Source organism: Schumannella sp. 10F1B-5-1, from assembly GCF_006517535.1.
Lineage (GTDB): Bacteria > Actinomycetota > Actinomycetes > Actinomycetales > Microbacteriaceae > Schumannella.
On the sequence record NZ_VHQH01000034.1, the window covers coordinates 193,973 to 217,036 of the forward strand.

At 70.5% G+C, this 23,064-nt stretch carries 21 protein-coding genes; 13 read left to right on the plus strand and 8 right to left on the minus strand.

The genetic code is table 11. From position 1 onward, the window contains the following. The first annotated feature begins 28 nt into the window (after nt 1–28). The 4 genes from FJ658_RS05040 to FJ658_RS05055 are packed head-to-tail and all read left to right on the plus strand — an operon-like array spanning nt 29 to nt 2,701. Nucleotides 29–667 (plus strand): hypothetical protein, encoded by a 639-nt coding sequence (locus FJ658_RS05040; RefSeq protein ID WP_141144277.1) that lies wholly within the window; start codon nt 29–31, stop codon nt 665–667. After that, nucleotides 664–1,272, plus strand: a complete 609-nt coding sequence (locus tag FJ658_RS05045; RefSeq protein ID WP_255447566.1) for an RNA polymerase sigma factor — start codon at nt 664–666, stop codon at nt 1,270–1,272. The genes FJ658_RS05040 and FJ658_RS05045 overlap by 4 nt, the downstream gene beginning before the upstream one ends. Before the next feature lie 9 nt (nt 1,273–1,281). Beyond that, nucleotides 1,282–2,103 (plus strand): biotin--[acetyl-CoA-carboxylase] ligase, encoded by an 822-nt coding sequence (locus tag FJ658_RS05050; protein ID WP_141144278.1) that lies wholly within the window; start codon nt 1,282–1,284, stop codon nt 2,101–2,103. Nucleotides 2,104–2,107: 4 nt separating this feature from the next. Next, complete coding sequence (locus FJ658_RS05055; protein WP_141144279.1) at nt 2,108–2,701, plus strand: PH domain-containing protein; 594 nt, start codon at nt 2,108–2,110, stop codon at nt 2,699–2,701. On the opposite strand, the gene FJ658_RS05060 is transcribed toward FJ658_RS05055, so the two are convergent. Then, a complete protein-coding gene (locus tag FJ658_RS05060; RefSeq protein ID WP_141144280.1) occupies nt 2,586–3,152 on the minus strand; it encodes a GtrA family protein in 567 nt (188 codons plus the stop codon). The two genes, FJ658_RS05055 and FJ658_RS05060, sit on opposite strands and share 116 nt — an antisense overlap. Nucleotides 3,153–3,306: 154 nt before the next feature. Between FJ658_RS05060 and FJ658_RS05065 the strand changes: the two genes are divergently transcribed. From FJ658_RS05065 to FJ658_RS05075, 3 genes are read left to right on the plus strand one after another with little or no spacing between them, the layout of a single operon-like run. Continuing rightward, nucleotides 3,307–4,395 (plus strand): 5-(carboxyamino)imidazole ribonucleotide synthase, encoded by a 1,089-nt coding sequence (locus tag FJ658_RS05065; RefSeq protein WP_141144281.1) that lies wholly within the window; start codon nt 3,307–3,309, stop codon nt 4,393–4,395. A gap of 46 nt (nt 4,396–4,441) precedes the next feature. Then, nucleotides 4,442–4,945 (plus strand): 5-(carboxyamino)imidazole ribonucleotide mutase, encoded by a 504-nt coding sequence (gene purE, locus FJ658_RS05070; RefSeq protein ID WP_141144389.1) that lies wholly within the window; start codon nt 4,442–4,444, stop codon nt 4,943–4,945. Further along, nucleotides 4,942–6,294 carry an LCP family protein gene (locus FJ658_RS05075; protein WP_141144282.1) on the plus strand — a complete coding sequence of 451 codons (1,353 nt, stop codon included), beginning with the start codon at nt 4,942–4,944 and terminating at the stop codon, nt 6,292–6,294. Before purE ends, FJ658_RS05075 begins: the two co-directional genes overlap by 4 nt. Nucleotides 6,295–6,315: 21 nt before the next feature. Here FJ658_RS05075 and FJ658_RS05080 read toward each other — a convergent pair whose 3' ends face one another. The 4 genes from FJ658_RS05080 to FJ658_RS05095 are packed head-to-tail and all read right to left on the minus strand — an operon-like array spanning nt 6,316 to nt 11,126. Further along, nucleotides 6,316–7,446: a glycosyltransferase family 1 protein gene (locus tag FJ658_RS05080; RefSeq protein ID WP_141144283.1), complete on the minus strand. Its 1,131-nt coding sequence runs from the start codon at nt 7,444–7,446 to the stop codon at nt 6,316–6,318. Next, the gene (locus FJ658_RS05085; protein ID WP_141144284.1) at nt 7,443–8,192 is read right to left on the minus strand and encodes an ABC transporter ATP-binding protein; all 750 of its coding nucleotides are present in this window, start codon (nt 8,190–8,192) and stop codon (nt 7,443–7,445) included. The genes FJ658_RS05080 and FJ658_RS05085 overlap by 4 nt, the downstream gene beginning before the upstream one ends. Continuing rightward, on the minus strand, nt 8,176–9,045 hold the full coding sequence (locus FJ658_RS05090) for an ABC transporter permease (protein WP_141144285.1): 870 nt from the start codon (nt 9,043–9,045) through the stop codon (nt 8,176–8,178). Before FJ658_RS05090 ends, FJ658_RS05085 begins: the two co-directional genes overlap by 17 nt. 41 nt (nt 9,046–9,086) lie before the next feature. Then, nucleotides 9,087–11,126, minus strand: coding sequence for a DUF6541 family protein (locus tag FJ658_RS05095; RefSeq protein WP_370454764.1), 2,040 nt, complete (start codon nt 11,124–11,126; stop codon nt 9,087–9,089). 54 nt (nt 11,127–11,180) lie between these two features. Here FJ658_RS05095 and FJ658_RS05100 point away from each other — a divergent pair, with 54 nt between their 5' ends. The 4 genes from FJ658_RS05100 (at nt 11,181) to FJ658_RS05115 (ending at nt 16,312) form a co-directional block, all read left to right on the plus strand. Next, nucleotides 11,181–12,209: a glycosyltransferase gene (locus FJ658_RS05100; RefSeq protein WP_141144390.1), complete on the plus strand. Its 1,029-nt coding sequence runs from the start codon at nt 11,181–11,183 to the stop codon at nt 12,207–12,209. Next, complete coding sequence (locus tag FJ658_RS05105) at nt 12,206–13,057, plus strand: glycosyltransferase (RefSeq protein ID WP_141144287.1); 852 nt, start codon at nt 12,206–12,208, stop codon at nt 13,055–13,057. The genes FJ658_RS05100 and FJ658_RS05105 overlap by 4 nt, the downstream gene beginning before the upstream one ends. A gap of 115 nt (nt 13,058–13,172) precedes the next feature. Further along, nucleotides 13,173–14,336, plus strand: a complete 1,164-nt coding sequence (gene glf / locus FJ658_RS05110) for a UDP-galactopyranose mutase (protein ID WP_141144288.1) — start codon at nt 13,173–13,175, stop codon at nt 14,334–14,336. Continuing rightward, on the plus strand, nt 14,333–16,312 hold the full coding sequence (locus tag FJ658_RS05115; RefSeq protein ID WP_141144289.1) for a glycosyltransferase: 1,980 nt from the start codon (nt 14,333–14,335) through the stop codon (nt 16,310–16,312). Before glf ends, FJ658_RS05115 begins: the two co-directional genes overlap by 4 nt. Nucleotides 16,313–16,337: 25 nt before the next feature. Here the strand turns inward: FJ658_RS05115 and FJ658_RS05120 are convergent, their stop codons facing one another. The 3 genes from FJ658_RS05120 to FJ658_RS05130 form a co-directional block, all read right to left on the minus strand. Next, a complete protein-coding gene (locus tag FJ658_RS05120; protein WP_141144290.1) occupies nt 16,338–17,663 on the minus strand; it encodes an O-antigen ligase family protein in 1,326 nt (441 codons plus the stop codon). Further along, nucleotides 17,660–19,015 (minus strand): O-antigen ligase, encoded by a 1,356-nt coding sequence (locus FJ658_RS05125; protein WP_141144291.1) that lies wholly within the window; start codon nt 19,013–19,015, stop codon nt 17,660–17,662. Before FJ658_RS05125 ends, FJ658_RS05120 begins: the two co-directional genes overlap by 4 nt. Before the next feature lie 85 nt (nt 19,016–19,100). After that, on the minus strand, nt 19,101–20,321 hold the full coding sequence (locus tag FJ658_RS05130; RefSeq protein WP_141144292.1) for an acyl-CoA dehydrogenase family protein: 1,221 nt from the start codon (nt 20,319–20,321) through the stop codon (nt 19,101–19,103). A 200-nt stretch (nt 20,322–20,521) separates the two neighbouring features. Between FJ658_RS05130 and manA the strand changes: the two genes are divergently transcribed. Continuing rightward, nucleotides 20,522–21,637, plus strand: a complete 1,116-nt coding sequence (gene manA / locus FJ658_RS05135; RefSeq protein ID WP_141144293.1) for a mannose-6-phosphate isomerase, class I — start codon at nt 20,522–20,524, stop codon at nt 21,635–21,637. Nucleotides 21,638–21,705: 68 nt separating this feature from the next. Next, nucleotides 21,706–23,058, plus strand: a complete 1,353-nt coding sequence (locus tag FJ658_RS05140; RefSeq protein WP_141144294.1) for an MFS transporter — start codon at nt 21,706–21,708, stop codon at nt 23,056–23,058. Nucleotides 23,059–23,064 lie beyond the last annotated feature (6 nt).

The following is a 23,064-nucleotide window of genomic DNA, read 5'->3' on the forward strand; positions in this document are numbered from 1 at the left end:
ACCTCTCGACGACCGAGAAGGAGAGATCATGCACGACCTCGACGATGAAGAACGCGCCCTCGAGGAGCGACTGCGCGCACTCGACCCTGCCGGCGCAACCCCGCCCGGACTCGATCGCTTCGTCTCGGCGACACTCTCCGAAGCGCGACCGCGAAGGGTCACTCGGCGCGCGCGCCTCGTGATCGCGAGCATCGCCGCCGCAACGCTCGTATCCGGCGGCGTGACCGCCGGAATCAGCTATCAGGACTATCTGATGTCCCGAGAGCCTTTCGTCGGTCTCGATCCCGGCGAGTACCGCACCGACGCCTCTGCGCGTTTCGTGCCGCCCCTCGGACAAGATGAAGGTGAGCACTGCAACCTCTATCCCGAGTTCCGCGGTCTCACCGGCGACCAGCTCCGGCGCCTTGACGATCTGGTGCGCGAACGCGACTGGAGCGATCTGGGTGCTGACGTGATGGCGGCCGCGCGAACGAGCGGAGCGATCCACGACGGCATGACTGCCGATCAGATCGACGCGACCTATTCGGTCGCCCTTAAGGCCCGGCTCGCGGTCGAGCTGGCGGAGGCCGTGCCCGACCTCCGGGTCTACCCGTCTCCTGCTGGCGACTTCGATGTCGAGGGTCCGTCGCTGGCGGGGTACACGATCGTCTGCCGAGGCGACTGGTGAGCGCGGCTCCCGACGCTCGCCGAGCGCGTGTCGAAGGACTGGTTCGACTCACTTCACCTGCGTTGCTGCGGTACTTCGAACGGCGCGTGCGTCCGGCCGAGGACGCGGCCGATCTGCTCGGCGAGACGCTGCTGGTTCTCTGGCGGAGAGTCGATGCGATCCCTCGAGATGACGCCGAGGCGCGGATGTGGATGTTCGGAGTCGCGCGTCGCGTCCTCCTGCGGCACCTCCGCCAAGCCGTGCGGGGCGGGGAGCTCGTGGAGCGCCTGCGCGACGAACTCATGACTGGTCGTGACGCCGGAGCCGCTGAGTCGAGCGCAACTGACCGGGCAGAGCTGGTTGCGGCGCTCGCGCGACTCGCTCCGCGCGATCGGGAGATCGTCATGCTCGTGGCGTGGGACGGATTCTCTCTCGCCGAGGTCGCGCGTCACCTCCGGGTGCCCGGCGGGACCGTCCGCAGCCGTTATTCGCGCGCGCGAGCTTCACTACGGCGCACCCTCGACGCGGACCCGGGTGACGACGGGGCGATTGCTACCCGGTCGAATGGCCGTCTGCGGGCAGTCCACCCGGCGATGCGCCCCGGCGCCGGCGGCGGTCGCGGCTAGCCTGACGCCATGGACCTCCCGCGCAGCGCTCGCGTCGCCGGACGCCTGATCGCGCGCGAGTCCAGCCCCTCGACCAACGCCGAGCTCGTCGGTCTCGCCGCCGTCGACGACCTGCCCGACCTCACGGCGCTCGTGACGCTCGAGCAGACCGCCGGTCGCGGCCGCCTCGACCGCGTCTGGACGGCGCCGCCCGGCACGAGCCTGGCGATCTCGGTGCTGCTGCGCACGGTCGATCCGGTCGGCCGTCCCGTGGCGTTCGACCGGCTCAGCTGGCTGCCGATCGCCGGCGGCGTGGCGATGACCGAGACGATCGCCGAGCTGCTGCCGCACGCCGGCGTCGGCCTCAAGTGGCCCAACGACGTGCTGATCGGCGACCGCAAGGTCTGCGGCGTGCTGACCGAGCTCGTGCCCGCCACCGCCGGAGGGACCGGAGCCGTCGTCATCGGCGCCGGGGTCAACCTGACCATGAGCGCCGAGCAGCTGCCGGTGCCGACCGCGACCTCGCTCGTGATCGAGGGCGCGGCGGCCGAACCGGGCTCGCTCGATGCCGACCTCGCCGATCGCGTGCTCGCCGACTACCTCGCCCGCCTCCGCTCGCACGTCTCGGCCCTGCTCACCGCGCACGGCGACGCCGAAGGCAGCGGCCTGCGCGCCCGCGCCCGCGAGCTGTGCGGAACCCTCGGCGGCCAGGTGCGCGTCGAGCTGCCCGACGGCACCAGCCGCGTCGGCACCGCCCGCGACCTCGACCTGCTCGGCCGGCTCGTGGTGGCCACCGAGCACAGCGACCTCGTCGTGGCGGCCGGCGACGTCATCCACCTGAGGCACGGGTGATCGCATGAGCGAGCCCGCCCCCGACACCGCCGCGAACCGCACCCAGGAGGTCGTGGTCGCCCGGCTGCGCCCGAGCGCGCGCAGGCTGCTGTGGTCGGCGCTGCTGCTCATCCTGCTCGCGGCCGCCGCGGCCTACGTGCCCTCGCTGCTGCCCGAGTCGTGGATGTCGATCACCGCCCTCGCGCTGGCCGGCGTGATCGCGATCGCCGGGGTGCTCGTGCCGGTTCTGCGCTGGCTCAGCCGCAGCTACACGATCACCACCCGCCGCATCGTGATCCGCGCGGGCGTGCTCGTGCGCACCCGGCAGGAGCTGCTGCACAGCCGCGGCTACGACGTGACCGTGCGGCGCGCCGGCTTCCAGCTCATCGGCAGCGCCGGCGACGTGCTGATCAACACCGGCCTGGATGCGCCCGTGCGGCTGCGCGACGTGCCCCACGCCGAGCTCGTGCAGGAGGCGCTGCAGGACCTGATGGAGCGCAGCCTCAATCCGGTCGCGGCGCGACGGCAGCAGGAGCGCTCGCTGCGGCAGAGCGGGGAGCTCGGGGTGCGCGGCGAGGAGCCGGCGTGGCGGCCGGATCAGTGGGGGCAGAATCAGTGACCGTCGCATCCTCGATCGCCTCGGCCGGGGTGTGCGGCGCGAAGACCCACACCCGGTAGAGCCAGAACCGGAACACCGTGCCGAGCACGAGACCGATCCCGTTGCCCGCGACGTTGTCGGCGACGACGCTGTCGAAGCCGAGCGCGTAGCGCGAGACCCACAGGCAGGCCAGCCCGATGAGCAGTCCGCCGACGCTCACGACGCCGAACTGCAGGCCCTCGCGCCAGACGCGGTGGCCGCGGTGCTCGCGGAAGGTCCAGAAGCGGTTGCCGAGCCAGTTCGCCACGATCGCCACGGTCGTCGAGATCGCCTTCGCGATCAGCGGGCCCTCGTGCAGCTGCGCCGGGTGCAGCACGGTCGCGATCAGCAGGTTGAACAGCCCGACGTCGATCACGAAGCCGACGCCGCCGACGAGTCCGAAGCGCAGCAGCTGCGAGATCAGGCGGCGCATCCGGCTCCTCTTCCTCGCGGCTAGGCTCGACGTCGCGGCAGTCTAACCGCCGCCGCTATGGGGCCGAGCGCCCGCATCCACAGGGCCGCTCCGGCCCGGAACCCCAGGAGGAATCGTGCGAGTCGGCGTCATCGGCGGAGGTCAGCTGGCTCGGATGATGGTGCCCCCCGCGATCGGGCTCGGCGTCGACATCCGCGTGCTCGCCGAGCAGGAGGGCATGTCGGCCCGCATCGCCGCCACGGCCGTCGGCGACTACACCGACGCCGCGACCGTTCTCGCCTTCGCGCGCGAGGTCGACGTGATCACCTTCGACCACGAGCACGTGCCGCAGAACGTGCTGAACGCGCTCGTCGACGCGGGCGTCGCGGTGCATCCGGGGCCGCACGCGCTCGCCGTCGCCCAGGACAAGATCGTCATGCGCGAGCGGCTCACCGCCCTCGGCGCCCCCGTGCCGTCGTGGGGCGTCGTGCGCGACCGCGGCGAGCTCGCCGCCTTCCTGGATGCGCACGGCGGCGCCGCGGTCGTGAAGACCCCGCGCGGCGGCTACGACGGCAAGGGCGTGCGCGTCGTGCGCAGCGCCGACGCCGCCGACGACTGGTTCGAGGTGCTCGACGAGGCCGGCGCCGGCGACGGGCTGCTCGCCGAGGAGCTCGTCGACTTCCGCCGCGAGCTGGCGCAGTCGGTCGCCCGACGCTCGTCCGGCGACGCGGTCGCGTGGACCCTGGTCGAGACCGTGCAGAAGGACGGGGTGTGCGCCGAGGTCACCGCGCCCGCGCAGAACGCCGGAACCCTCGTCGCCGAGGCCCGCGCGCTCGCGTTCTCGATCGCCGAGGGACTCGACGTGACCGGCGTGCTCGCCGTCGAGCTGTTCGAGACCCGCGACGGCCGCCTGCTCGTCAACGAGCTCGCGATGCGTCCGCACAACACCGGCCACTGGTCGATCGACGGCTGCGTCACCAGCCAGTTCGAGCAGCACCTGCGCGCCGTGCTCGACCTGCCGCTCGGCGCGACCGACGAGCTCGCGCCCGTCAGCGTCATGGTCAACGTGCTCGGCGGGCCCGCGTCGGGGTCGATGCTCGACGTGTACCCCGCCGCGCTGGCCGCGCATCCCGACGTGAAGTTCCACTACTACGAGAAGGCCTCGCGCCCCGGGCGCAAGGTCGGCCACGTGACCACGACCGGCGGCGACGCCGACGAGACCCTGGGCCGTGCGCGTGCCGCGGCGGAGTTCTTCAGGGGCTGACTCCTACGATGGCTCCGTGCCATCCACCCCCCTCGTCTCCGTCGTCATGGGATCGGACTCCGACTGGTCCGTGATGCAGGATGCCGCGACCGCCCTCGGCGAGTTCGGCATCCCGTTCGAGGTCGAGGTCGTCTCGGCGCACCGCACGCCCCGCCGCCTGATGGAGTTCGGCTCCGAGGCTGCCGGCCGCGGCATCCGCGCGATCATCGCCGGAGCCGGCGGCGCCGCCCACCTGCCCGGCATGATCGCCTCGGTCACGACCCTGCCCGTCATCGGCGTGCCCGTGCCGCTCGCCCGCCTCGACGGACTCGACAGCCTGCTCTCGATCGTGCAGATGCCCGCCGGCATCCCGGTCGCGACGGTCTCGATCGGCGGGGCCCGCAACGCGGGACTGCTCTCCGCCCGCATGCTCGGCGCGACCGACCCGACGCTCGCCGCCCGCCTCGCCGACTACGCCGCCTCGCTCGAGACGATGGTCGCCGAGAAGAACGCGCGGCTTCAGGCGAGCCTGAGCCATCCGGACGACGCGGGTCCGACCACCGCCTCGTGACCGCCGTCACCCCGGTCCGCTACCCCGACCTCCGGTCGGAGAAGCTGATGACCCGGCGGGCGTGGTGGCTCGTCGTGCTCAACGTGCTCATCCCCGGCTCGGCGCAGGTGCTGGCCGGCAATCGGCGTCTCGGGCGCTTCGCCCTCGGCACCGACCTCGTGTTCTGGGCCATCGGCATCCTGCTGATCGCCGGGCTGCTCGTCGCCCGCAGCACGGTCGTCACGATCGTGACGAACCCGATCGTGCTGTGGATCGTCGTCGCTGCGCTCGTCTTCTACGCCGTGCTCTGGATCGTCTGCACGCTCGACACCCTGCGCCTCGTGCGCTTCGTGCGGGTCAACCGCGTCGCCGGGTCGATCGCGGCGCTGTTCTCGATCGCCGCGCTCGTGATCACGGGCGGCGGCGCGCTGTACGGCGCGTGGAACGCGGGCGTGACCGCCGGCGTCGTCGGCACGGTCTTCGGCGACGGGGACATCGCCGACCCGGTCGACGGGCGCTACAACATCCTGCTGCTCGGCGGAGACGCCGGCGCCGACCGCGTGGGACTGCGGCCCGACAGCATCTCGCTCGTCAGCATCGACGCGGCGACGGGGCAGACGACGATCATCGGCATCCCGCGCAACCTCGAGAACGTGCCGTTCCCGAAGACCTCGCCGATGGCGGAGCAGTTCCCCGACGGCTGGAGCTGCGCCGACTGCCTCATCAACGCGCTCTACACCTACGGCGAGGAGCACCCCGACCTCTACCCGAAGGCGAAGAGCCAGGGATCGAGCCCGGGCATCGAGGCGACGAGCGACGGCGTCGAGGCCGTCACCGGGCTGACGGTGCAGTACTACGCGATGATCGACATGAACGGCTTCTCGCAGCTCATCGACGCGCTCGGCGGCATCGACATCGACGTGAAGACCCGCCTGCCGATCGGCGGAGGGCAGGACTACGACGGCAATCCGACGGGCGTGAAGAAGTGGATCGAGGTCGGGCCGCAGCACATGGACGGCAACACCGCCCTCTGGTACGCCCGATCGCGTCACGCGGACGACGACTACCACCGCATGGCCCGGCAGCGCGAGGTGCAGCAGGCGCTGCTCAAGCAGTTCACCCCGGCGAACGTGCTGACCAAGTTCCAGGCCGTCGCGCAGGCGGGCGGCAACATCGTCGAGACCGACATCCCGCAGCCCATGCTCGGGAAGTTCGTCGACCTGGCCGATCTGTCGCGCAAGCAGAAGATCACCGATCTCGAGCTCGTGCCGCCGCAGGTCGAGACCTGGGACCCCGACTACGACGAGATCCACCAGATGGTGGCCGACGTCACGAAGGTCGCGAGCGCGAGCCCGTCGCCGAACGGCTGAGCTGGCGGCGGCGCGGTCGACTCAGATGTCGGCGTGCAGCTGCCAGACCTTCTCGGCCGCATCCCGCCAGCTGTAGGCGCGCGACCGGTCGGCGCCGGCGGTGCTGAGCCGCTGAGCGACCTCGCCGTCGCGCAGCACGAGCTCGATCCCCTCGCGCAGACGCGCGGCGTACTCGGCGTCGTCGTCGCTGCGCTCGACCAGGTGGGCGGCATCGGCGGCGACCTCGGTCAGCGCCGGAGCATCCGAGCTCACGACCGGGGCGCCGAAGGCGAAGGCCTCGAGCGAGGCGAGGCCGAAGCCCTCATCGCGGCTCGGGTTCACCATCACTCGGGCGCGGCTGTAGGCGACCGCCAGATCGTCGTCGTCGATCGCGCCGAGCGCGACCACCCGGTCGGACGGGATGCCGGACTCGTCGATCGCGCGCTCGAGGGTGTCGTCGCCCCAGGCCGGGTCTCCCGCGATCACGAGCGGTGCCTCCACGTCGCTCATCGCCGTCAGCAGCGGCCGCAGCGCCTTGCGCGGATTGAGCGTGGCGAGCGTGAGCACGTAGGTCTCGGGCAGCCCCAGGCGCTCGAGGCGCTCGGCGACGTCGTCGGGCACGAGCAGTCCCGGCGAGACGGCGCCGCCGATGACCCGCACGCGGTCGCCGAAGTCCGCGTGCTCGGCCAGCTGCGCGGCCACCGCGTGGGTCGGCACGACGATGGCGTCGGCGTAGCGCTCGGCCCGCTTGATCATGTTCTGGTGCCACGACGCCGGGCGGCCCGAGATCGTCTCGGGCGCCGTCCACGGCAGCGCGTCGTGCACCGTCACGATCATCTGATCACCGGTCGCGGCGCGATCGTGCTTGCGCAGCGGAGCGAGCAGGCTCGGTGCGTGGATCATGCCGCCGATCGGCGAGACCGTGAAACCGTGCTGCCAGACGGCCGCCATCTCGCGACGGGCCAGCACGCTCTTGAGCAGGCCCGACATGCCCGGCAATCGCCGCTCGAGCTCGCGGTAGTCGTCGTCGCGCGACGCCGAGACGATGCCCTCGACGTCGCAGTCGCGGGGCGCCGTGGCGATGAGCGCACGCGTCAGATCCTCGGTGTAGCGGGCGAGGCCGCGCGTCGACGGGTCGAGGATGCCGTCGATCACGACGCGGAGGGTCGTCACGAGCGGCTCGCGCGCATCGCGGCCACGGCCTCGGCAGACGGACCGTCGAAAGCCACACGCCCCCGATCGATGAGGATGCCCCGATCGCACAGCCGGGCGACAGTGTCGAGATCGTGACTGACGACCACCATCGTCTTGCCCTGGGTCTGCAGCTCACGGATCTTGGCGAGGCACTTGCGCTGGAACGGCTCGTCGCCGACCGACAGGATCTCATCGACCAGCATGATGTCGAGAGTGCAGTGGATGGCGACGGCGAAAGCGAGCCTGACGAACATGCCCGAGGAGTAATGCTTGACCTCGGTGTCGATGAAATCGCGGATCTCGCTGAACTCGACGATGTCGTCGAAGCGTTCGTCGACCTCGCTGCGGGACATGCCCAGGATCGACGCGTTGAGGTAGATGTTCTCGCGTCCACTCAGATCCGGGTGGAAACCGGCGCCGACCTCGATGAGCCCCGCGACGCGTCCGCGCGTGAGCACCTGACCCTGATCGGGGCGGAGAACGCCGGAGATGAGCTTGAGCATCGTGGACTTGCCGGAGCCGTTGAACCCGAGCAGAGCCACCGACTCGCCCTCGCGGATCTCGAAGTCGATGTCGTGGAGAGCGTCGAAGGTGGTTGTGAGCTTCTTGCGTCGCAGGAGCGCGATGAACGACTCCTTCAGGGAATGGGTGTGACGCAGCACGAAGCGCTTGCGCACGTCGCGCACGATGATGCGCAGGTCGCTGTCGTCAGAGATCTTGGGCAAAGCGACCCTCCAGACGGCGGAAGACGAACTGGCCCACCAACAGGACCGCGACCGAGATCAGCAGAGCGATCGCCGACGTCATCGCGAGATTCGGGGGCAGGGGCAGCTGCTCGCCCGTGGTCGGATACCAGAACCCGGCGTGCATGAGCTCGACAGCGGTGGTGACGGGGTTGATCTGGTAGATGGTCAGCAGCCATCCCGGCACCGCATCGCGAACCGTCGTCCACGTGTACAGCACCGGCGAGGCCCAGGTGACGACGAGGGCGATCAGTTCGACGACGTTCTGCGAGTCTCGGAATGAGACGTTCGCGGCGCCGAAGAGCATGCCGAGACCGGTCGCCAGGATCACGATGATCACCATGGCGAGGATCACCCCGAGAAGCTGCGGCACCGTCGGATGCCAGCCGACGAACAGGCACACCACCACGGTGATGAGCACCTGGGGGAGGAAGTTGACGAAGGCGACGATCGTGGACGAGACCGGGAACATCTCGCGCGGAAGGTAGATCTTCTTGATGAGTGCGGCGTTGTCGACGAGCGAGCGGGTCCCGTTGCCGAACGCCTCGTTGAACAGGTTCACCACGATGAGCCCGCTGAAGAGGTAGATCGGATAGCTCTCGATCCGAGCGTTCTGGCTCAGGAAGACGCCGAGCGCCAAGAAGAACACGATGAACTGCGCCGTGGGCTTGACGTACGACCACAGCCAGCCGAGCACCGAGCCCCGGTAGCGGACCTGCACTTCCTTGCGAACCAGTAGCGTCAGCAGATAGCGGCGACGGAACACGTCGAGGAGCCCGGCGCCGTGACCGGGTTCGACGAACCCGCGGGGCGTTGCGGAAGGGATCACGGACATCCTCGGATGGAGAGCGGGCGAAAGTGCGGGGCCGAGTCTACTCAGCCGGCGTTCGGAGCATCGCAGATAGAGACCCGGTAGAGCCGAGAGGATCCCTCGGCGTCCACTTCAGTGAGCAGACCGGGGGTGGCGACCGCGCGGTCGATCCCGGCCCAGAACTGCGCTTCGGCCGGCTGGCCCCAGAGCAGCTCGGGGTCGTGGACGACCCAATGGGCGTCGAGGCGGTTGACGGCGGCGCAAACCTCCGGGTCGACCGCGGCCTGGTCGAGACGCTGGGCGATCGTGACCGCGTCAGGCGACCACACGCCGGCGAGATGCGGGAAGAGCGATCGACGACTGCCGATCGCCCACGAGAGCGCAGACCCGTCCCACGGGTCGCCGACGACGATATCGCCGGCCGGAACCGTGCGGTCGAGTCGTGCGAGAAGACGGTACTCGTCGCGATCGAGCAGCGCGCCCGACTTCGTCGAGTTGGGCAGCCGGAACACCGCCGCCACGGAGGACGACGTGGAGGGCAGCTGCGCCCCCGCTGTCGCGATCACCGCGGTCGCCACGACGACGGCGACCAGAACCGTGCGGCGCCGCTCCGGGGTGCGGGTGCGGCGCAGCACCGCGTCGGCGAAAACGGTGATCGTGAGCGTGGCGAGCAGGAGCGCGGTGAGAGCGATGAGCGGGAACAGGCGGAACTTGTCCTTGTACCAGACCCCGGTCAGCACCTTCGCGAGATCGGAGTTGCTGCCGGAGGCGAGAACCCAGAGCAGCAGGGAGACCAACCATGCCGCGAGCAGCCAGCGCTGCCCGCGTCGGCGCGCGGCGAACACGGCCCCGACGGCGGCGAGCGCTGCGATGCCGATCGCCGGCGCGAGCACGACCGTGTCGACGCGGGGGTCGAGCGGGGCGAGCCCGACCCCCTGGAGCAGAGCGGGGAGCGGTCCCTGGCGCGCCGTGGCCGGGCCACCGTTGAGGTGATCGGAGATCGGGCGTGCCGCGACATTGAAGGCGCGGTACACATAGATGACGCCCACGGTGCCCACCCCGACCACGAGGGCGGCGACCGAGCCGAGCATGATGACGATGCGACGTCGCAGGCCCCGGTGGGTCCACAGCCTGCTCACCGCGGTGGCCGCTGTCACGACCAGCAGCGGCACGGCGATCACCAGCAGACTGAACATCGAGCGGGGATGCGCGAATGCGGCACCCAGCAGCCACGACACGGCGAGCATGAGCGACGAGATCCGCACGGGCAGGCGGTGGCGGGTGCGGCCGAGGACCCAGCGGCAGAGCCGCACCGTCAAGATCAGGCCCGTCGGAAGAAGCGTGTACGCGAGTCCTGTCGGGTAGAGGGTCCCCCACGCGAGCAGGAGCAGCGGGAATCCGGTCGCACCGACGCTGAGCACGGCCGCTGCGGCGGCCGCCAGACGGCCTCGTGCGGCTGGCGCGAGCTGGGCGGCGAGGGCGGCGACGCCGGGAGTCCAGATCGCCGAGCTCGTGGCGATCCAGGCCACGTTCGTCGCGGTCGGAATACCGCACCCGCTGAGCTGCACGATGCCGGCGACCAGTGCGTGCCACGCCGCCGGGTAAAACTCGTTGCCGTCACCCGGGTGGGTGATCTGATAGAGGTGGAACGACGACGCGTCGCCCGTGTCGAGGATCCAGGCCGCCGCATTCAGGTGGAACAGCCCGTCATACGTCTGGCTGATGCGGTCAAGTCCGCCCATCGCTGCTGCGCCGATACCGGCTCCCGCGACCGCTGCGACGACCACGACCGCGAGCAGCGGGAGGTCGCGTCGCCACACCCCTCGCCCGTGTCGCCGGAGACGCTCGTCCCGTCGCCGGCGCGCTCGTCGCGCTGTGGCGCACGTCACCGCGGCGACGGCGGCGGTGAGCGGCGCGTGCCACCAGGCGAAGGGGATCCCGAGTGCTGCGGCGACGACGCCGAGTGTGCTCGTCAAGCCGATGCTGATCGGACCGGCGAATGCGAGCGCCGGCAGCATCCGCATCCGCAGAGCCGTCGTGATCGCCAGTCCTGGAAGCAGCGTGAGCCCGAAGCCGCCGAGCAGGGCCAGCGCGTCACTCGGCATGCGCCGACCTCGGAACGGCGGAGATCGGGCGGGGCACGGGGACGATTCTCGCAAATGCGGGCTGGAAGGTCCGTCAGCGCGCACCGACCCTCCCGCAGGGACGACCCGTCGGGCCGGATAGGCTCGGGTTCCGTGCCGGAGAATCAGGGCGAGCGCGTCGTCGCCGTCGTCGTCGCATACAACAGGGCCGAGCTGTTGGTCGAGGTGCTCGACGCCCTGCATGCGCAGACCGCGCCGTGCGGAATCGTCGTCATCGACAACGCGAGCGATGACGACACCATCGAGATCGTGCGTCGCACCGCCCCCGAGGCGCACCTGGTGCACCTACCTCGGAACACCGGTGGTGCCGGCGGCTTCGCGGTCGGCGCCGCCGTCGCCCTGGCGCGCGAGGATCCTGACCTGGTGTGGTTCATGGACGACGACACCGTCCCGACACCGACCGCGCTCGCCGAGCTGCTCGAGGCCCGACGCCGGCATCGCGTCCCCCTCGCTCTCCTCGCGTCGCGTGTGGTGTGGACCGACGGCGCGGACCACCCCATGAACCTGCCGCGCCCGCGTCCCCTCGACGGCCGTCGCCGGCGCGAGGCGCAGGACGCCGGACTCGTCGCTGTGCGCTCGGCGAGCTTCGTCTCTCAGTTGGTGGACACGCGGGCGTTGCGTCACCACGGTCTGCCGATCGCCGACTATTTCATCTGGAACGACGACTTCGAGTTCTCGACCAGGCTGCTGCGGCGAGCCTCGGGCGTCTCCGTGCCGGGCAGCGTCGTGGTGCACAAGACGAAGGCTCTCGCCTCGACCGACGCGGACCCGGGAGAGCGCTTCTACTTCGAGGTGCGCAACAAGATCTGGCTGTTCACCCGGGGCCGAACTCTCGGCCCCGTCGAAACACTGCTCTACGGAGCGTCGACCCTGCGCCGGTGGATCCGCACATTCGCCCGCTCGTCGGACCGTGCGGTGCTGCGCCGCGGAATGCTGCGCGGGGTGCGCGACGGAGTGAGCCGCGGCCCGCGCTCCAACGCCGATTCCCTCGCCGACCTCATGCCGATCGTGCCGGAACTCGCCGTCGCTCCCGAGGGCCGATGACCGGCACCCCGGCGTTCTCGCTGCTGCTCCCGCTCTATCGAGGCGACACCGCTGCGCACTTTCGCCGGGCGTTCCTCAGCTCGGTCGAAGGTCAGCGCCTCCGGCCTGACGAGGTGGTCATCGTGCGCGACGGGCCGATCCCCGACGAGCTCGAGGCTGAGCTCGGGGCACGGGTCGCTGCGTCGCCTGTGCCCTGCGTCGTGGTCGAGCTCCCGGAGAACGTCGGTCTCGCCCGCGCCCTGACGGCCGGACTCGAGGCGGTCACGAATGCGGTGGTCGCGCGAATGGATGCCGATGACATCGCTCAGCCGGAGCGCTTCGCTGTTCAGCTGCCGATGATCGCCGATGGGCTCGACCTCGTCGGCTCCGCGATCGACGAGTTCGTCGAAGTCGGCGACGTCACCCGCATCGTGGGGCGGCGCACGCCTCCTCTCGACGAAGCGGCGATCGTCGCGCGAGCGCGCCTGCTCTCCCCGTTCAATCACCCGTCGGTCGTCTTCCGCGTCGACGCGGTGCGGCGCGCGGGCGGATACCGCGACCTGCCCTTGCTCGAGGACTACTGGCTCTTCGGTCGGATGATCCAAGCCGGCGCCCGTGTCGGCAACTCGGCTGAGGCTCTCGTGCTGTACCGCGTCGACTCAGGCGCCTACGGTCGGCGCGGAGGCGGAAGGCTTCTGCGCAGCGAGCTCCGGCTCCAGCTGCTGTTCCGTCGTGACGGCTTCCTCTCGCCGGCGCAGTTCGCGCGCAACGTCCTCGTGCGATGTGGGTATCGGCTCGTGCCCGAGGCGGTACGCCGTCGCCTGTACCGGCGCGCGCTCGTCGACGAGGGCGTGACCCGGGTCTTCTGACCGCTAGCGAGCTCTGCTCGCATCGCTGCGGCCCGTCCGCTGCGCAGAGTCACCCACCCGACATCCGGTAGTCTTCTGGGGTTTTCCGCCCGCCGAACGTTAGGAACACTCCTCGGTGAACAGCGACCTCGTCATCGTCGGATCCGGCTTCTTCGGCCTCACCATCGCGAACCGCGCCGCGACCGAGCTCGGCCTGAAGGTGCTGATCATCGACCGCCGCAGCCACATCGGCGGCAACGCCTACAGCGAGGCCGAGCCCGAGACCGGGATCGAGGTGCACCGGTACGGCGCGCACCTCTTCCACACCTCGAACGACCGGGTCTGGGAGTACGTCAACCGCTTCACGAAGTTCACCTCGTACCAGCACCGCGTCTACTCGAACTACGGCGGCGAGGTGTTCCCGCTGCCGATCAACCTCGGCACCGTCAACCAGTTCTTCCGCGCCGCCCACACGCCCGACGAGGCGAAGGCGCTCATCGCCTCGCAGGCGGCCGAGATCGCCAAGGACGCGGTCTCGAACCTCGAGGAGAAGGCGATCTCGCTGATCGGCCGCCCGCTCTACGAGGCGTTCATCCGCGACTACACCGCCAAGCAGTGGCAGACCGACCCGAAGGAGCTGCCGGCCGAGATCATCAGCCGGCTGCCGGTGCGCTACAACTACGACAACCGCTACTTCAACGACACCCACGAGGGCCTCCCGGTCGACGGCTACACGGCGTGGCTCGAGCGCATGGCCGATCACTCGAACATCGAGGTGCGCCTCGACACCGACTTCTTCGACGCCGACCAGCCGGTCTCGAAGGCGTCGGTCGTCGGACAGCTCCCGGTGGTCTACACCGGCGCCGTCGACCGCTACTTCGACTACTCGGCCGGCGAGCTCTCGTGGCGCACCCTCGACTTCGAGACCGAGGTCAAGCCGGTCGGCGACTTCCAGGGCACCCCCGTCATGAACTACGCGGATGCGACGGTGCCGTACACGCGCATCCACGAGTTCCGCCACTTCCACCCCGAGCGCGACTGGTACCCCAGCGACAAGACGGTCATCATGCGCGAGTTCTCGCGCTTCGCCCAGCGCGAGGACGAGCCCTACTACCCGGTGAACACCCCGCGCGACCGCGAGGGCCTCCTCGCCTACCGCGAGCTGCAGGACGGCGAGGACCGCGTGCTGTTCGGCGGTCGCCTCGGCACCTACCAGTACCTCGACATGCACATGGCGATCGGGTCGGCGCTGTCGATGTTCGACAACAAGCTGAAGCCGCTCTTCGGGGCCGCCGGATGAGCGCCGCCGGGAACGGACTGCTGCAGCAGGTCGTGCTGCCGGTCGTGCACGACCCCGACTCGCTGCCGCTGTATGTCGACGCCGACTACTGGAGCTCGCTGCCGCTCTACGAGTCGCGGGACGACAAGGAGCAGCAACGCGGCTTCGTGCGCGAGGACACCGACCACGCCGTAATCCGGCTCTCCGACTTCGGCGTGCTCAGCGCCATCCGCGGGCGCAAGGGCTTCGTCGTGCCCCACCGCCGGCGCGTGTCGTTCGGCACCTACTTCAACGCCTTCCCCGCCTCCTACTGGCGCAACTCGACCGACCTGACGTCGGTGCGCCTGCGCATCGCCACCCGCGGCACCGGTCAGGTGCTCGTCTCGCGATCGAATGCCCGCGGAGTCACCCAGCGCGTCGAGTCGGCCGCGGTCAGCGGCGAGGTCGCGTCGGAGTTCCTGCTCGACTTCACCAACTTCGGCGACGGCGGCTGGTACTGGTTCGATCTCGTCGCCGAAGACGACGACTTCGAGCTCGTCGACGCGGGTTGGTACGACCCCGCGGACGAGCCCGCCCCGGCGGGCTCGGTCAGCCTCGCCATCACGACGCTCAACCGGGTCTCGTACTGCCTCGACATGCTGGCCACGCTCGCCGCCGACGCCGAGGTGCTGGCGCTGATCGATCGCGTCAACGTCGTCGACCAGGGCAGCGACCGCATCATGGCGTCGCCGCGGTTCAGCGAGGTCGACACGGCCTTCGCCGGCAAGCTGCGCGTGATCGAGCAGGCGAACCTCGGCGGCTCCGGCGGATTCTCGCGCGGCATGTACGAGGCGCTCGAGGCGGGCGAATCCGACTACGTGCTGCTGCTCGACGACGACATCGCGATCGAGCCCGAGAGCGTGCGCCGTGCGGTGCGCTTCGCCGACCACGCGATCACTCCCACGATCGTCGGCGGTCACATGTTCGACATGTACGACAAGTCGAAGCTGCATGCCTTCGCCGAGGGCTTCGACAAGACGAACTTCGTCTGGGGTGCGACGACCCCGACCCGGCACGACTTCAGCAGCGCGAACCTGCGACAGACCCGCTGGATGCACCGCCGGATCGACTCGCAGTACAACGGCTGGTGGATGTGCCTGATCCCCACCTCGGTCGTGCGTGAGATCGGGCTCTCCCTGCCTGTCTTCATCAAATGGGACGACGCGGAGTACGGGCTGCGCGCAGCCGCGCACGGCGTTCCTACCGTGTCGCTTCCGGGAGCTGCCGTCTGGCACGTCTCCTGGGTCGACAAGGACGACTCGATCGACTGGCAGGCGTTCTTCCACGCTCGCAATCGTCTGGTCGCCGCGCTTCTGCACTCGCCCCGTCCGCGGGGCGGGCGTCTCACCCGGGCTAATCTCGCGATCGATATGAAGCACGTGTTCGCGCTGCAGTACTTCGCCGCCGCGGCTCGGATCGAGGCGTACCGGAGCATCCTCGGCGGGCCGGAGAGCCTGCACGGCGACATGGTCGATCGGCTGCCGCGCACCCGTCAGCTCATGTCGCAGTTCCCCGATGCGAACCTCGTGAAGGAGCGCGGTGTGCTGCCGGAGGCGCACGCCGACTCGGCGATCGAAGAGGGACGCTGGGCGCCCGTCTACGCGCCACGCGGTATCGCCACGGTGCGCTGGCTCATGCGCGTCACATGGCGGAACGTGATGAAGCAGGCTGATGAGAGCACGACCGCCCGCCCGCAGGCAGCCGTTCCGTTCAACGACGCCCGCTGGTGGATCATCGGCCACTACGACTCGGTGATCGTGACCAACGCCGAGGGGTCGGGACACATCTGGTATCGCCGTGACCGCAAGCGCTTCTTCCAGCTCACGCGCGAGGCATGGAAGTTGCGCCGGCGCATCCAGAAGCAGTGGCCCGAGCTCAGCCGCCGCTACCGCGAGGCGCTGCCGGACATCGTGTCGGTGGAGCAATGGAAGCGAAGCTTCGGCCTCGACGAGAGCTGACCGGGTCGAGCTGTCGGCCGCCCCGTCAGTCCGCCCGGGGCGCGTCTTCGCGGCCGGTGCCGACGGGCGACGAGAGCCGATGCCGCCAGGATCGCTTGCGCGCGGCGGCGAGCGCGCAGGTGACGAAGAGCAGCAGCCCGCCCTCGAACAGCAGGTAGCTCTCGGCGAGGCTCGTGGCGGCGAGCAGCACGAGCACGAGCGCCGGCCAGGCGTAGGTCGTGTTCGGATTCTCGGTGCCGACCAGCCACGCCCGCGTCATCGCCAGGGCGAAGGCGGCGCCGAGCAGGATGACGCCGATGATGCCGAGCTGGAAGTAGGCATCGAGCGCGGCGTTCAGCGCCGAGTCGAAGCTCTTGCCGTCGTCGCCCTGCGACAGGAATGAGTAGGGGAACACCTCGGGACGCCAGATCCCGACCCAGCCCCACCCCTCGAGCTGGTGCAGCTGCGACAGCTGCAGCACGCGGCTCCACTGCCCCGAGCGGGAGTCGAAATCGCTCGCGGCGTTGAGCAGGTCGATGATCGGGCGCCGCAGCATCCAGGCGGCGACGGCTCCGGCGACGACGATGCCCGCCACGACGAACTGCGCGATCGGCCGTCGGCGGGCCGGCACCCGCCGCAGAGCGTAGACGGCCACCGCGGCGACGCCGATGACGACGAGCACGACGAAGGTCACGGGCGAGCGGGCGAAGAGCAGCGTGACGGCCACGAGCGCGAGCGAGAAGAGGGCGCGCGGACGCTCGACCGAGCGGGTGCGCCACTCGGTGAGGAACGTGATCACCGCCAGACAGGCGAGGTAGCCGAGGTAGTTGCGGGTGCCGGCGATGCCCTGGATCGGCCCGCCGTTCGCGATCGAGCCGGTGATGCCGATCAGGTGCAGCGGAACATCGAGGATGATGCCGCTCAGCACCTCGAGCACGAGACCGACGGCGAGGATCGCCCGCAGCGCGTCGCCGAAGGCGCGGATGACCTGGATGAGGTCGCGCGCCAGAGCGAGCCAGGTGCCGAGCAGGCCGAACAGCACCGCATAGAGCGCGGCGCCGGCGCTGATCCAGCCGTACTGGCTGAAGAACACGCTCACGAGCATCCACGCGAAGAAGGCGAGCACGCTGATCGGCAGCACGCCGCGCCACTCGATGCGGTCGCGCTGCGCCCACAGCGAGACCCCCGCGAGCGCGGCCATGGCGATGAGCGCGGCCAGGAAGCCGCCCCAGCCGAGCAGCGCGCGCAGGAACGCCGACGAGAGCGAGGTCGCCGCGATGACGACGGCGAGCGCCTGGCTGGTGCGCGGGTGCGCGATCAGCTCGAGGACGCCGCGCCCGCGGGCGGCAGCGCGATCCCGGGCGCCCGTCACAGTCCGCGTTCCCCGCGGCGCAGCCATCGGAAGGTGCGCAGATCGCGCGAGCGGGTCGCGATCGCGACGACGACGAGCAGCATGAACTCGCCCTCGATCAGGATGCGGCTCTCGGCCAGGCTCTGCACCAGGAGGACGACCGCGAAGAGCAGGGGAGCGATCGCGAGCGCCGCATCCCGTCGGCTTCGGGCGGCGGTTCCGACCAGCGCCGGGTCGCCGCCGACCGTCTCGTCGCCGCGCCGCGTGTCGATCGCCGACAGCCAGCTGCGGATCAGCAGTCCGAGCGCGAACGTCGCGAACAGCACGAGGCCGACGATGCCGACCTGCAGCCACAGGTCGAGCCAGGCGTCGTGCGCCTGCGAGTAGCGCACGCCCTTGATCAGGAAGGCGTCGGAGTCGAACGGGTGCACGCCGGGGAACCAGTAGGTGATCCAGCCCCAGCCACCCACCGGGCGCTGCTGGGCGAGCTCGATCACCTTCGACCAGATGACGCCGCGGTTCGTCAGGTCGCTGCTCTTGCCGAGCAGGGCGAGCAGCGGGCCGCGGAACACGAGCGCGCCGACGACGCCGAGCACGACGACGCCGGCCGAAACGGCGTAGGCGATCGTGCGGCCGACGCCGCGGGTGCGCCGGATGACGAGCACGACCGCCAGCACGACCGCGGCGGCGAGACCGGCCACGATGACGGTCGACGAGCGGGTCAGGGCGAGCGTCAGCACGGCGACGGCGATCCAGACGACGCCGACCGTGCGGCCGACCAGACCCGCGGCGAGCTGCACCGCGAAGGCGATGAGGGCCAGCAGCGCCGCGATCGCGAGCAGGTTGCTGTTGCCCTGGATGCCCTGGATGCGCCCGCCCTGGAACAGCAGGTCGCGCGACCAGTAGCAGGCGCGCGGGATGTCGCCCGACAGATCGCAGAGGCTGAAGAAGGGCAGCACCTTCTGCCGCACGAACACGGCCACGACGAGCTCGAACAGCAGCGACAGGGCGAGGATGGCGCGGCCCGCGTCGGCGAGGGCCGTGATCACGCCGGTCCAGTCGAGCGCCGAGGCGACGAAGAGTCCGACCGCGACGGCGGCGACCGTGACGACCGTGGCGAGCCCGGTGAGTGCCGGATAGGCCGACCAGGCGGTCGACGCGGCGCACACCCCCAGGAACAGCACGAGCATGACGGGCACCGGATCGAGGCGCATCCGGTGGCGCACCAGCTCGACGACGCAGAGGGCGACGATCAGCCCGACCACGACGCCCCAGCCCGCCCAGCCGATCGCGTAGCGGAAGACGTCGCCGGCGAGGCCGGTGAAGAAGGCGGACGCGGCGAGGGCGCGGTGGTAGCGGCTCGACAGCGTCATGCGGGAAAGCGTATCGGCGGCGGCTCCGCGCTCCGTGAGGGCGCGGGGCCGCCGCCGATGCGGACGGAGGGGCGGGAGCCGTGGATCAGACGAAGGCGCTCTGCCCTGTGATCGCCTTGCCCACGATCAGCGTGTTCATCTCGCGCGTTCCCTCGTAGCTGTAAAGCGCCTCGGCGTCGGCGAAGTGGCGGGCCACGTCGTAGTCGAGCACGATGCCGTTGCCGCCCATGGCCTCACGGGCCCAGGCGACCGTCTCGCGCATCCGGCTCGTGGCGAAGGCCTTCGCCAGGGCGGCGTGCTCGTCGCGCTGGGTGCCGTGGTCGAGCATCTGCGAGACGCGGGTGACCATCGCGATGGAGGCGGTGATGTTGCCGATGCTCTTGGCCAGCAGGTCCTGCACGAGCTGGTGCGCGGCGATCGGCTTGCCGAACTGCTGCCGCTCGGTCGCGTAGCGCAGAGCGGCCTCGTAGGCGCCGATCGAGTTGCCGACGGCGGCCCAGGCGACCTCGGCGCGGGTGAGGCGCAGCACGGCGGCCGTGTCGCGGAACGTGTTCGCGTTCTGCAGCCGCAGCCGCTCGGGCACCCGCACGCCCTCGAGCACGATGTCGGCGTTCTGCACGATGCGCAGGCTCTGCTTGTTCTCGATCTTGGCCGTCGTGAAGCCGGGGGTGTCGTTCGGCACGATGAAGCCGGTGACCTGGCCGTCGTCGGCCTTGCGCGCCCAGATGACGGTCACATCGCTGAAGGTCGCGTTGCCGATCCAGCGCTTCGCGCCGTCGAGGATCCAGTCGTCGCCGTCGCGGCGGGCGACCGTGCGCAGGCCCTGGGCGCTGTCGCTGCCCGAGAGCGGCTCGGTCAGTCCGAAGGCGCCGATCAGCTCGCCCGAGGCGAGCTTCGGCAGCCACTCGGCGCGCTGCTCGGGCGAGCCGGCGACGCCGATCGCGCCCATCGCGAGCCCGTTCTGCACGCCGACGTAGGTGGCGACGCTCGCATCCACCCGCGCCAGCTCGAGCGCGACCCAGCCGCGGTAGACGGCCGAGTTCTCGAACGAGCTGGTCTCGGCCCACTGCATGCCGAACACCGGCTGGCGGTGCAGGCCCGGCAGGATCTCGCGCGGGAACTCCGCCTTCTCCCACGCGCCGTTGACGACCGGCTTGACCTCGGCCTCGAGGTAGGAGCGCAGTCCGGCGAGCGCGGTCTTCTCGTGCTCGGGCAGCAGGTCCTCGAAGCCGTAGAAGTCGCTGCGCAGGGTGCTGAACGCGGTCGCCTCGCTCGCGGCGGCGGCGGGCTCGGAGGTGAGGGTCATCGGTGTCTCCATCGGTCCGATCGTCCCGGGGCGATGCCGGGGTTCTTCCGGGGTGCCCGGGCAGGCTACGCCGGGCACCTGCGGGGTTCGACCGGGTTGGTAGTTTGAACCAACCGCGGCGCACGCCGATCCCGCGGTCTTGTAGGTCGCCACAGCCGCCGCCCGGATGCTGTGTGGACATCCGCCAGGAGACTCGCCGCATGCTCGTGCCCATCACCAACACCCCCCGCGACTACGCCTGGGGCTCGACCACGGCGATCGCCGAGCTGCTCGGCACGACTCCGAGCGGCGGACCGGAGGCCGAGCTGTGGCTGGGCGCGCATCCCGGATCGCCGGCGCGGATCGCCGACGGCTCGGGCACGCTGCTCGACGTGGTCGACGGGCGCCTGCCGTTCCTGCTCAAGGTGCTCGCCGCCGCGTCGCCGCTGTCGCTGCAGGCGCACCCGACGCCCGCGCAGGCGGAGGCCGGCTTCGCGGCCGAGGAGCGCGCCGGCGTCGCGATCGACGACCCGACTCGCAACTACAAGGACGCTTTCCACAAGCCCGAGCTGATCTACGCGCTGAGCGCGTCGTTCCGCGCCCTGTGCGGCTTCCGCTCGACCGCCGAGACCCGCACCGTGCTCGGCAGCGCCGTCGGCGACGCCGCGATCGCCGACCTGTTCGCGCGGCTCGACGACGACGCGCAGCTGCGACCCGTCTTCGAGTGGCTGATCACCCGCGGCGAGGGCGTGGATGCCCTCATCGCCGCCGTCGTCGCGGCCTCGGCCGCCGAGTCGGCGACCGGCCTCAGCTGGGACACCGTCCGCCTGCTCGCCGGCGCCTACCCCGGCGACCCCGGCATCGTCATCTCGCTGCTGCTGCACACGGTCGAGCTGCACCGGGGCGAGGTGCTCTACCTGCCGGCCGGCAACATCCACGCCTACCTCGACGGCCTCGGCATCGAGCTGATGGCGGCGAGCGACAACGTGCTGCGCGGCGGCCTCACACCCAAGCACGTGGACGTGCCCGAGCTGCTGACCGTGCTCGACTTCCGGCCGCTGCCGGTGCCCTACCTGGCGTCCGAGAGCCCGCGCCCGGGCGTGCGGGTGTTCCGGCCCGACGTGCCCGACTTCGTGCTCACCGTGCTCGACGACGCGGCGCTCGCCGAGGGCGTCGACCTCGAGCTCGACGGCCGCCCGGCGATCGCGCTGTGGGCGCAGGGCTCGGGCACGGTGGGGGATGCGGCGGTCGCCCACGGCGGCGCCGTCTACCTGGCCGAGGAACCGGTCGCGACGATGCGCGGCTCGGGTCTGGTGTTCGTCGCGAGCGCCGGCTGAGGGATACCCCGAGAGCGGTGTGCCGCTCGGGTCTACCGCATGTCGGAGGTGATGTTTACGCTGTCCACATGAGGACCTTCGCGCAGATCCTGGTGAACACGGCCCTCGCGAACGTGACGACGAGCTTCCTCTGGTTCGCCCTGACCTTCTGGGTGTACCTCGAGACCCGGTCGGTGCTCGCCACCGGCATCATCGGCGGCGCGTACATGCTGCTGGTCGCCCTGTTCTCGATGCTGTTCGGCACGATCGTCGACCGGCACCGCAAGCACCGCGTCATGGTGTTCGCGGGCGTGACGACGCTCATCTCCTTCGGCATCGCCGGCATCCTCTATCTGCTGTTCCCCGAGTCGGCGCTGCTCGACCTCGGCGGCCCGATGTTCTGGGTGTTCTCGGCGATCATCCTGTTCGGCGCCGTGATCGAGAACATGCGCAACATCGCGCTGAGCACGACGGTCACGCTGCTCGTGCCCGAGGAGCGCCGGCCGAACGCGAACGGCCTGGTCGGCACCGTGCAGGGGCTCGCCTTCATCGTCACGAGCGTGTTCAGCGGCCTCGCGATCGGTCTGCTCGGGATGGGCTGGACCCTCGTGATCGCGATCGCGCTGTCGGCTCTGGCGCTCATCCATCTGCTGTTCCTGACCGTGCCCGAGGAGCAGCCGGAGCGCGAGGGCGACCGGCAGCCGCTCATCGACATCCGCGGCAGCGTGACCGCGGTGCGGGCCGTGACGGGCCTGTTCGCGCTGCTGATCTTCTCGACCTTCAACAATCTGATCGGCGGCGTCTACATGGCGCTCATGGACCCCTACGGCCTCGAGCTGTTCCCGGTCGAGGTCTGGGGTGTCGTGCTGGGGGTCACCTCCACCGGCTTCATCATCGGCGGTCTGCTCGTCGCGAAGTTCGGACTCGGCCGCAATCCGATCCGCACCCTGCTGATCCTGGTGATGGTCATGGGCGTGCTCGGCGCGCTGTTCACGATCCGCGAGTCGTGGTGGATCTACGTGGTCGGCATCTGGATGTACATGACGCTCATCCCGGCCGTCGAGGCCTCGGAGCAGACGGTGATCCAGCGGGTCGTGCCGTTCCGCACGCAGGGCCGCGTGTTCGGCTTCGCGGCGGCGTTCGAGTCGGCGGCCGCGCCGATCACGGCGTTCCTGATCGCGCCGATCGCCGAGTTCGCGATCATCCCCTACATGCAGGGGGATGCGGGCCGCGCGCAGCTCGGCTGGCTCCTGGGCGACGGCGAGGCGCGGGGCATCGCGCTCGTGTTCCTCGTCGCCGGCATCGTCATGGTGATCGCGGCGGCGCTGGCGTTCCTGACCCGGTCGTACCGCACCTTGTCGCGGCAGTACCGTGACAACCCGGCGGAGCAGCCCGAGCAGGCGGGTGGCGGGGGAGCGACGGCGGTGCCCGCGGCCGAGTGAGTCGGG

Coding starts and splice junctions, on each gene's coding strand:
- FJ658_RS05040 (WP_141144277.1), top strand. CDS start 29: ATGCACGACCTCGACGATGAAGAACGCGCCCTCGAGGAGCGACTGCGC.
- FJ658_RS05050 (WP_141144278.1), top strand. CDS start 1,282: ATGGACCTCCCGCGCAGCGCTCGCGTCGCCGGACGCCTGATCGCGCGC.
- FJ658_RS05055 (WP_141144279.1), top strand. CDS start 2,108: ATGAGCGAGCCCGCCCCCGACACCGCCGCGAACCGCACCCAGGAGGTC.
- FJ658_RS05060 (WP_141144280.1), bottom strand. CDS start 3,152: ATGCGCCGCCTGATCTCGCAGCTGCTGCGCTTCGGACTCGTCGGCGGC.
- FJ658_RS05065 (WP_141144281.1), top strand. CDS start 3,307: ATGATGGTGCCCCCCGCGATCGGGCTCGGCGTCGACATCCGCGTGCTC.
- purE (WP_141144389.1), top strand. CDS start 4,442: ATGGGATCGGACTCCGACTGGTCCGTGATGCAGGATGCCGCGACCGCC.
- FJ658_RS05090 (WP_141144285.1), bottom strand. CDS start 9,045: ATGTCCGTGATCCCTTCCGCAACGCCCCGCGGGTTCGTCGAACCCGGT.
- FJ658_RS05095 (WP_370454764.1), bottom strand. CDS start 11,126: ATGCCGAGTGACGCGCTGGCCCTGCTCGGCGGCTTCGGGCTCACGCTG.
- FJ658_RS05100 (WP_141144390.1), top strand. CDS start 11,181: ATGCGGGCTGGAAGGTCCGTCAGCGCGCACCGACCCTCCCGCAGGGAC.
- FJ658_RS05105 (WP_141144287.1), top strand. CDS start 12,206: ATGACCGGCACCCCGGCGTTCTCGCTGCTGCTCCCGCTCTATCGAGGC.
- FJ658_RS05115 (WP_141144289.1), top strand. CDS start 14,333: ATGAGCGCCGCCGGGAACGGACTGCTGCAGCAGGTCGTGCTGCCGGTC.
- FJ658_RS05125 (WP_141144291.1), bottom strand. CDS start 19,015: ATGACGCTGTCGAGCCGCTACCACCGCGCCCTCGCCGCGTCCGCCTTC.
- FJ658_RS05130 (WP_141144292.1), bottom strand. CDS start 20,321: ATGACCCTCACCTCCGAGCCCGCCGCCGCCGCGAGCGAGGCGACCGCG.
- manA (WP_141144293.1), top strand. CDS start 20,522: ATGCTCGTGCCCATCACCAACACCCCCCGCGACTACGCCTGGGGCTCG.
- FJ658_RS05140 (WP_141144294.1), top strand. CDS start 21,706: ATGAGGACCTTCGCGCAGATCCTGGTGAACACGGCCCTCGCGAACGTG.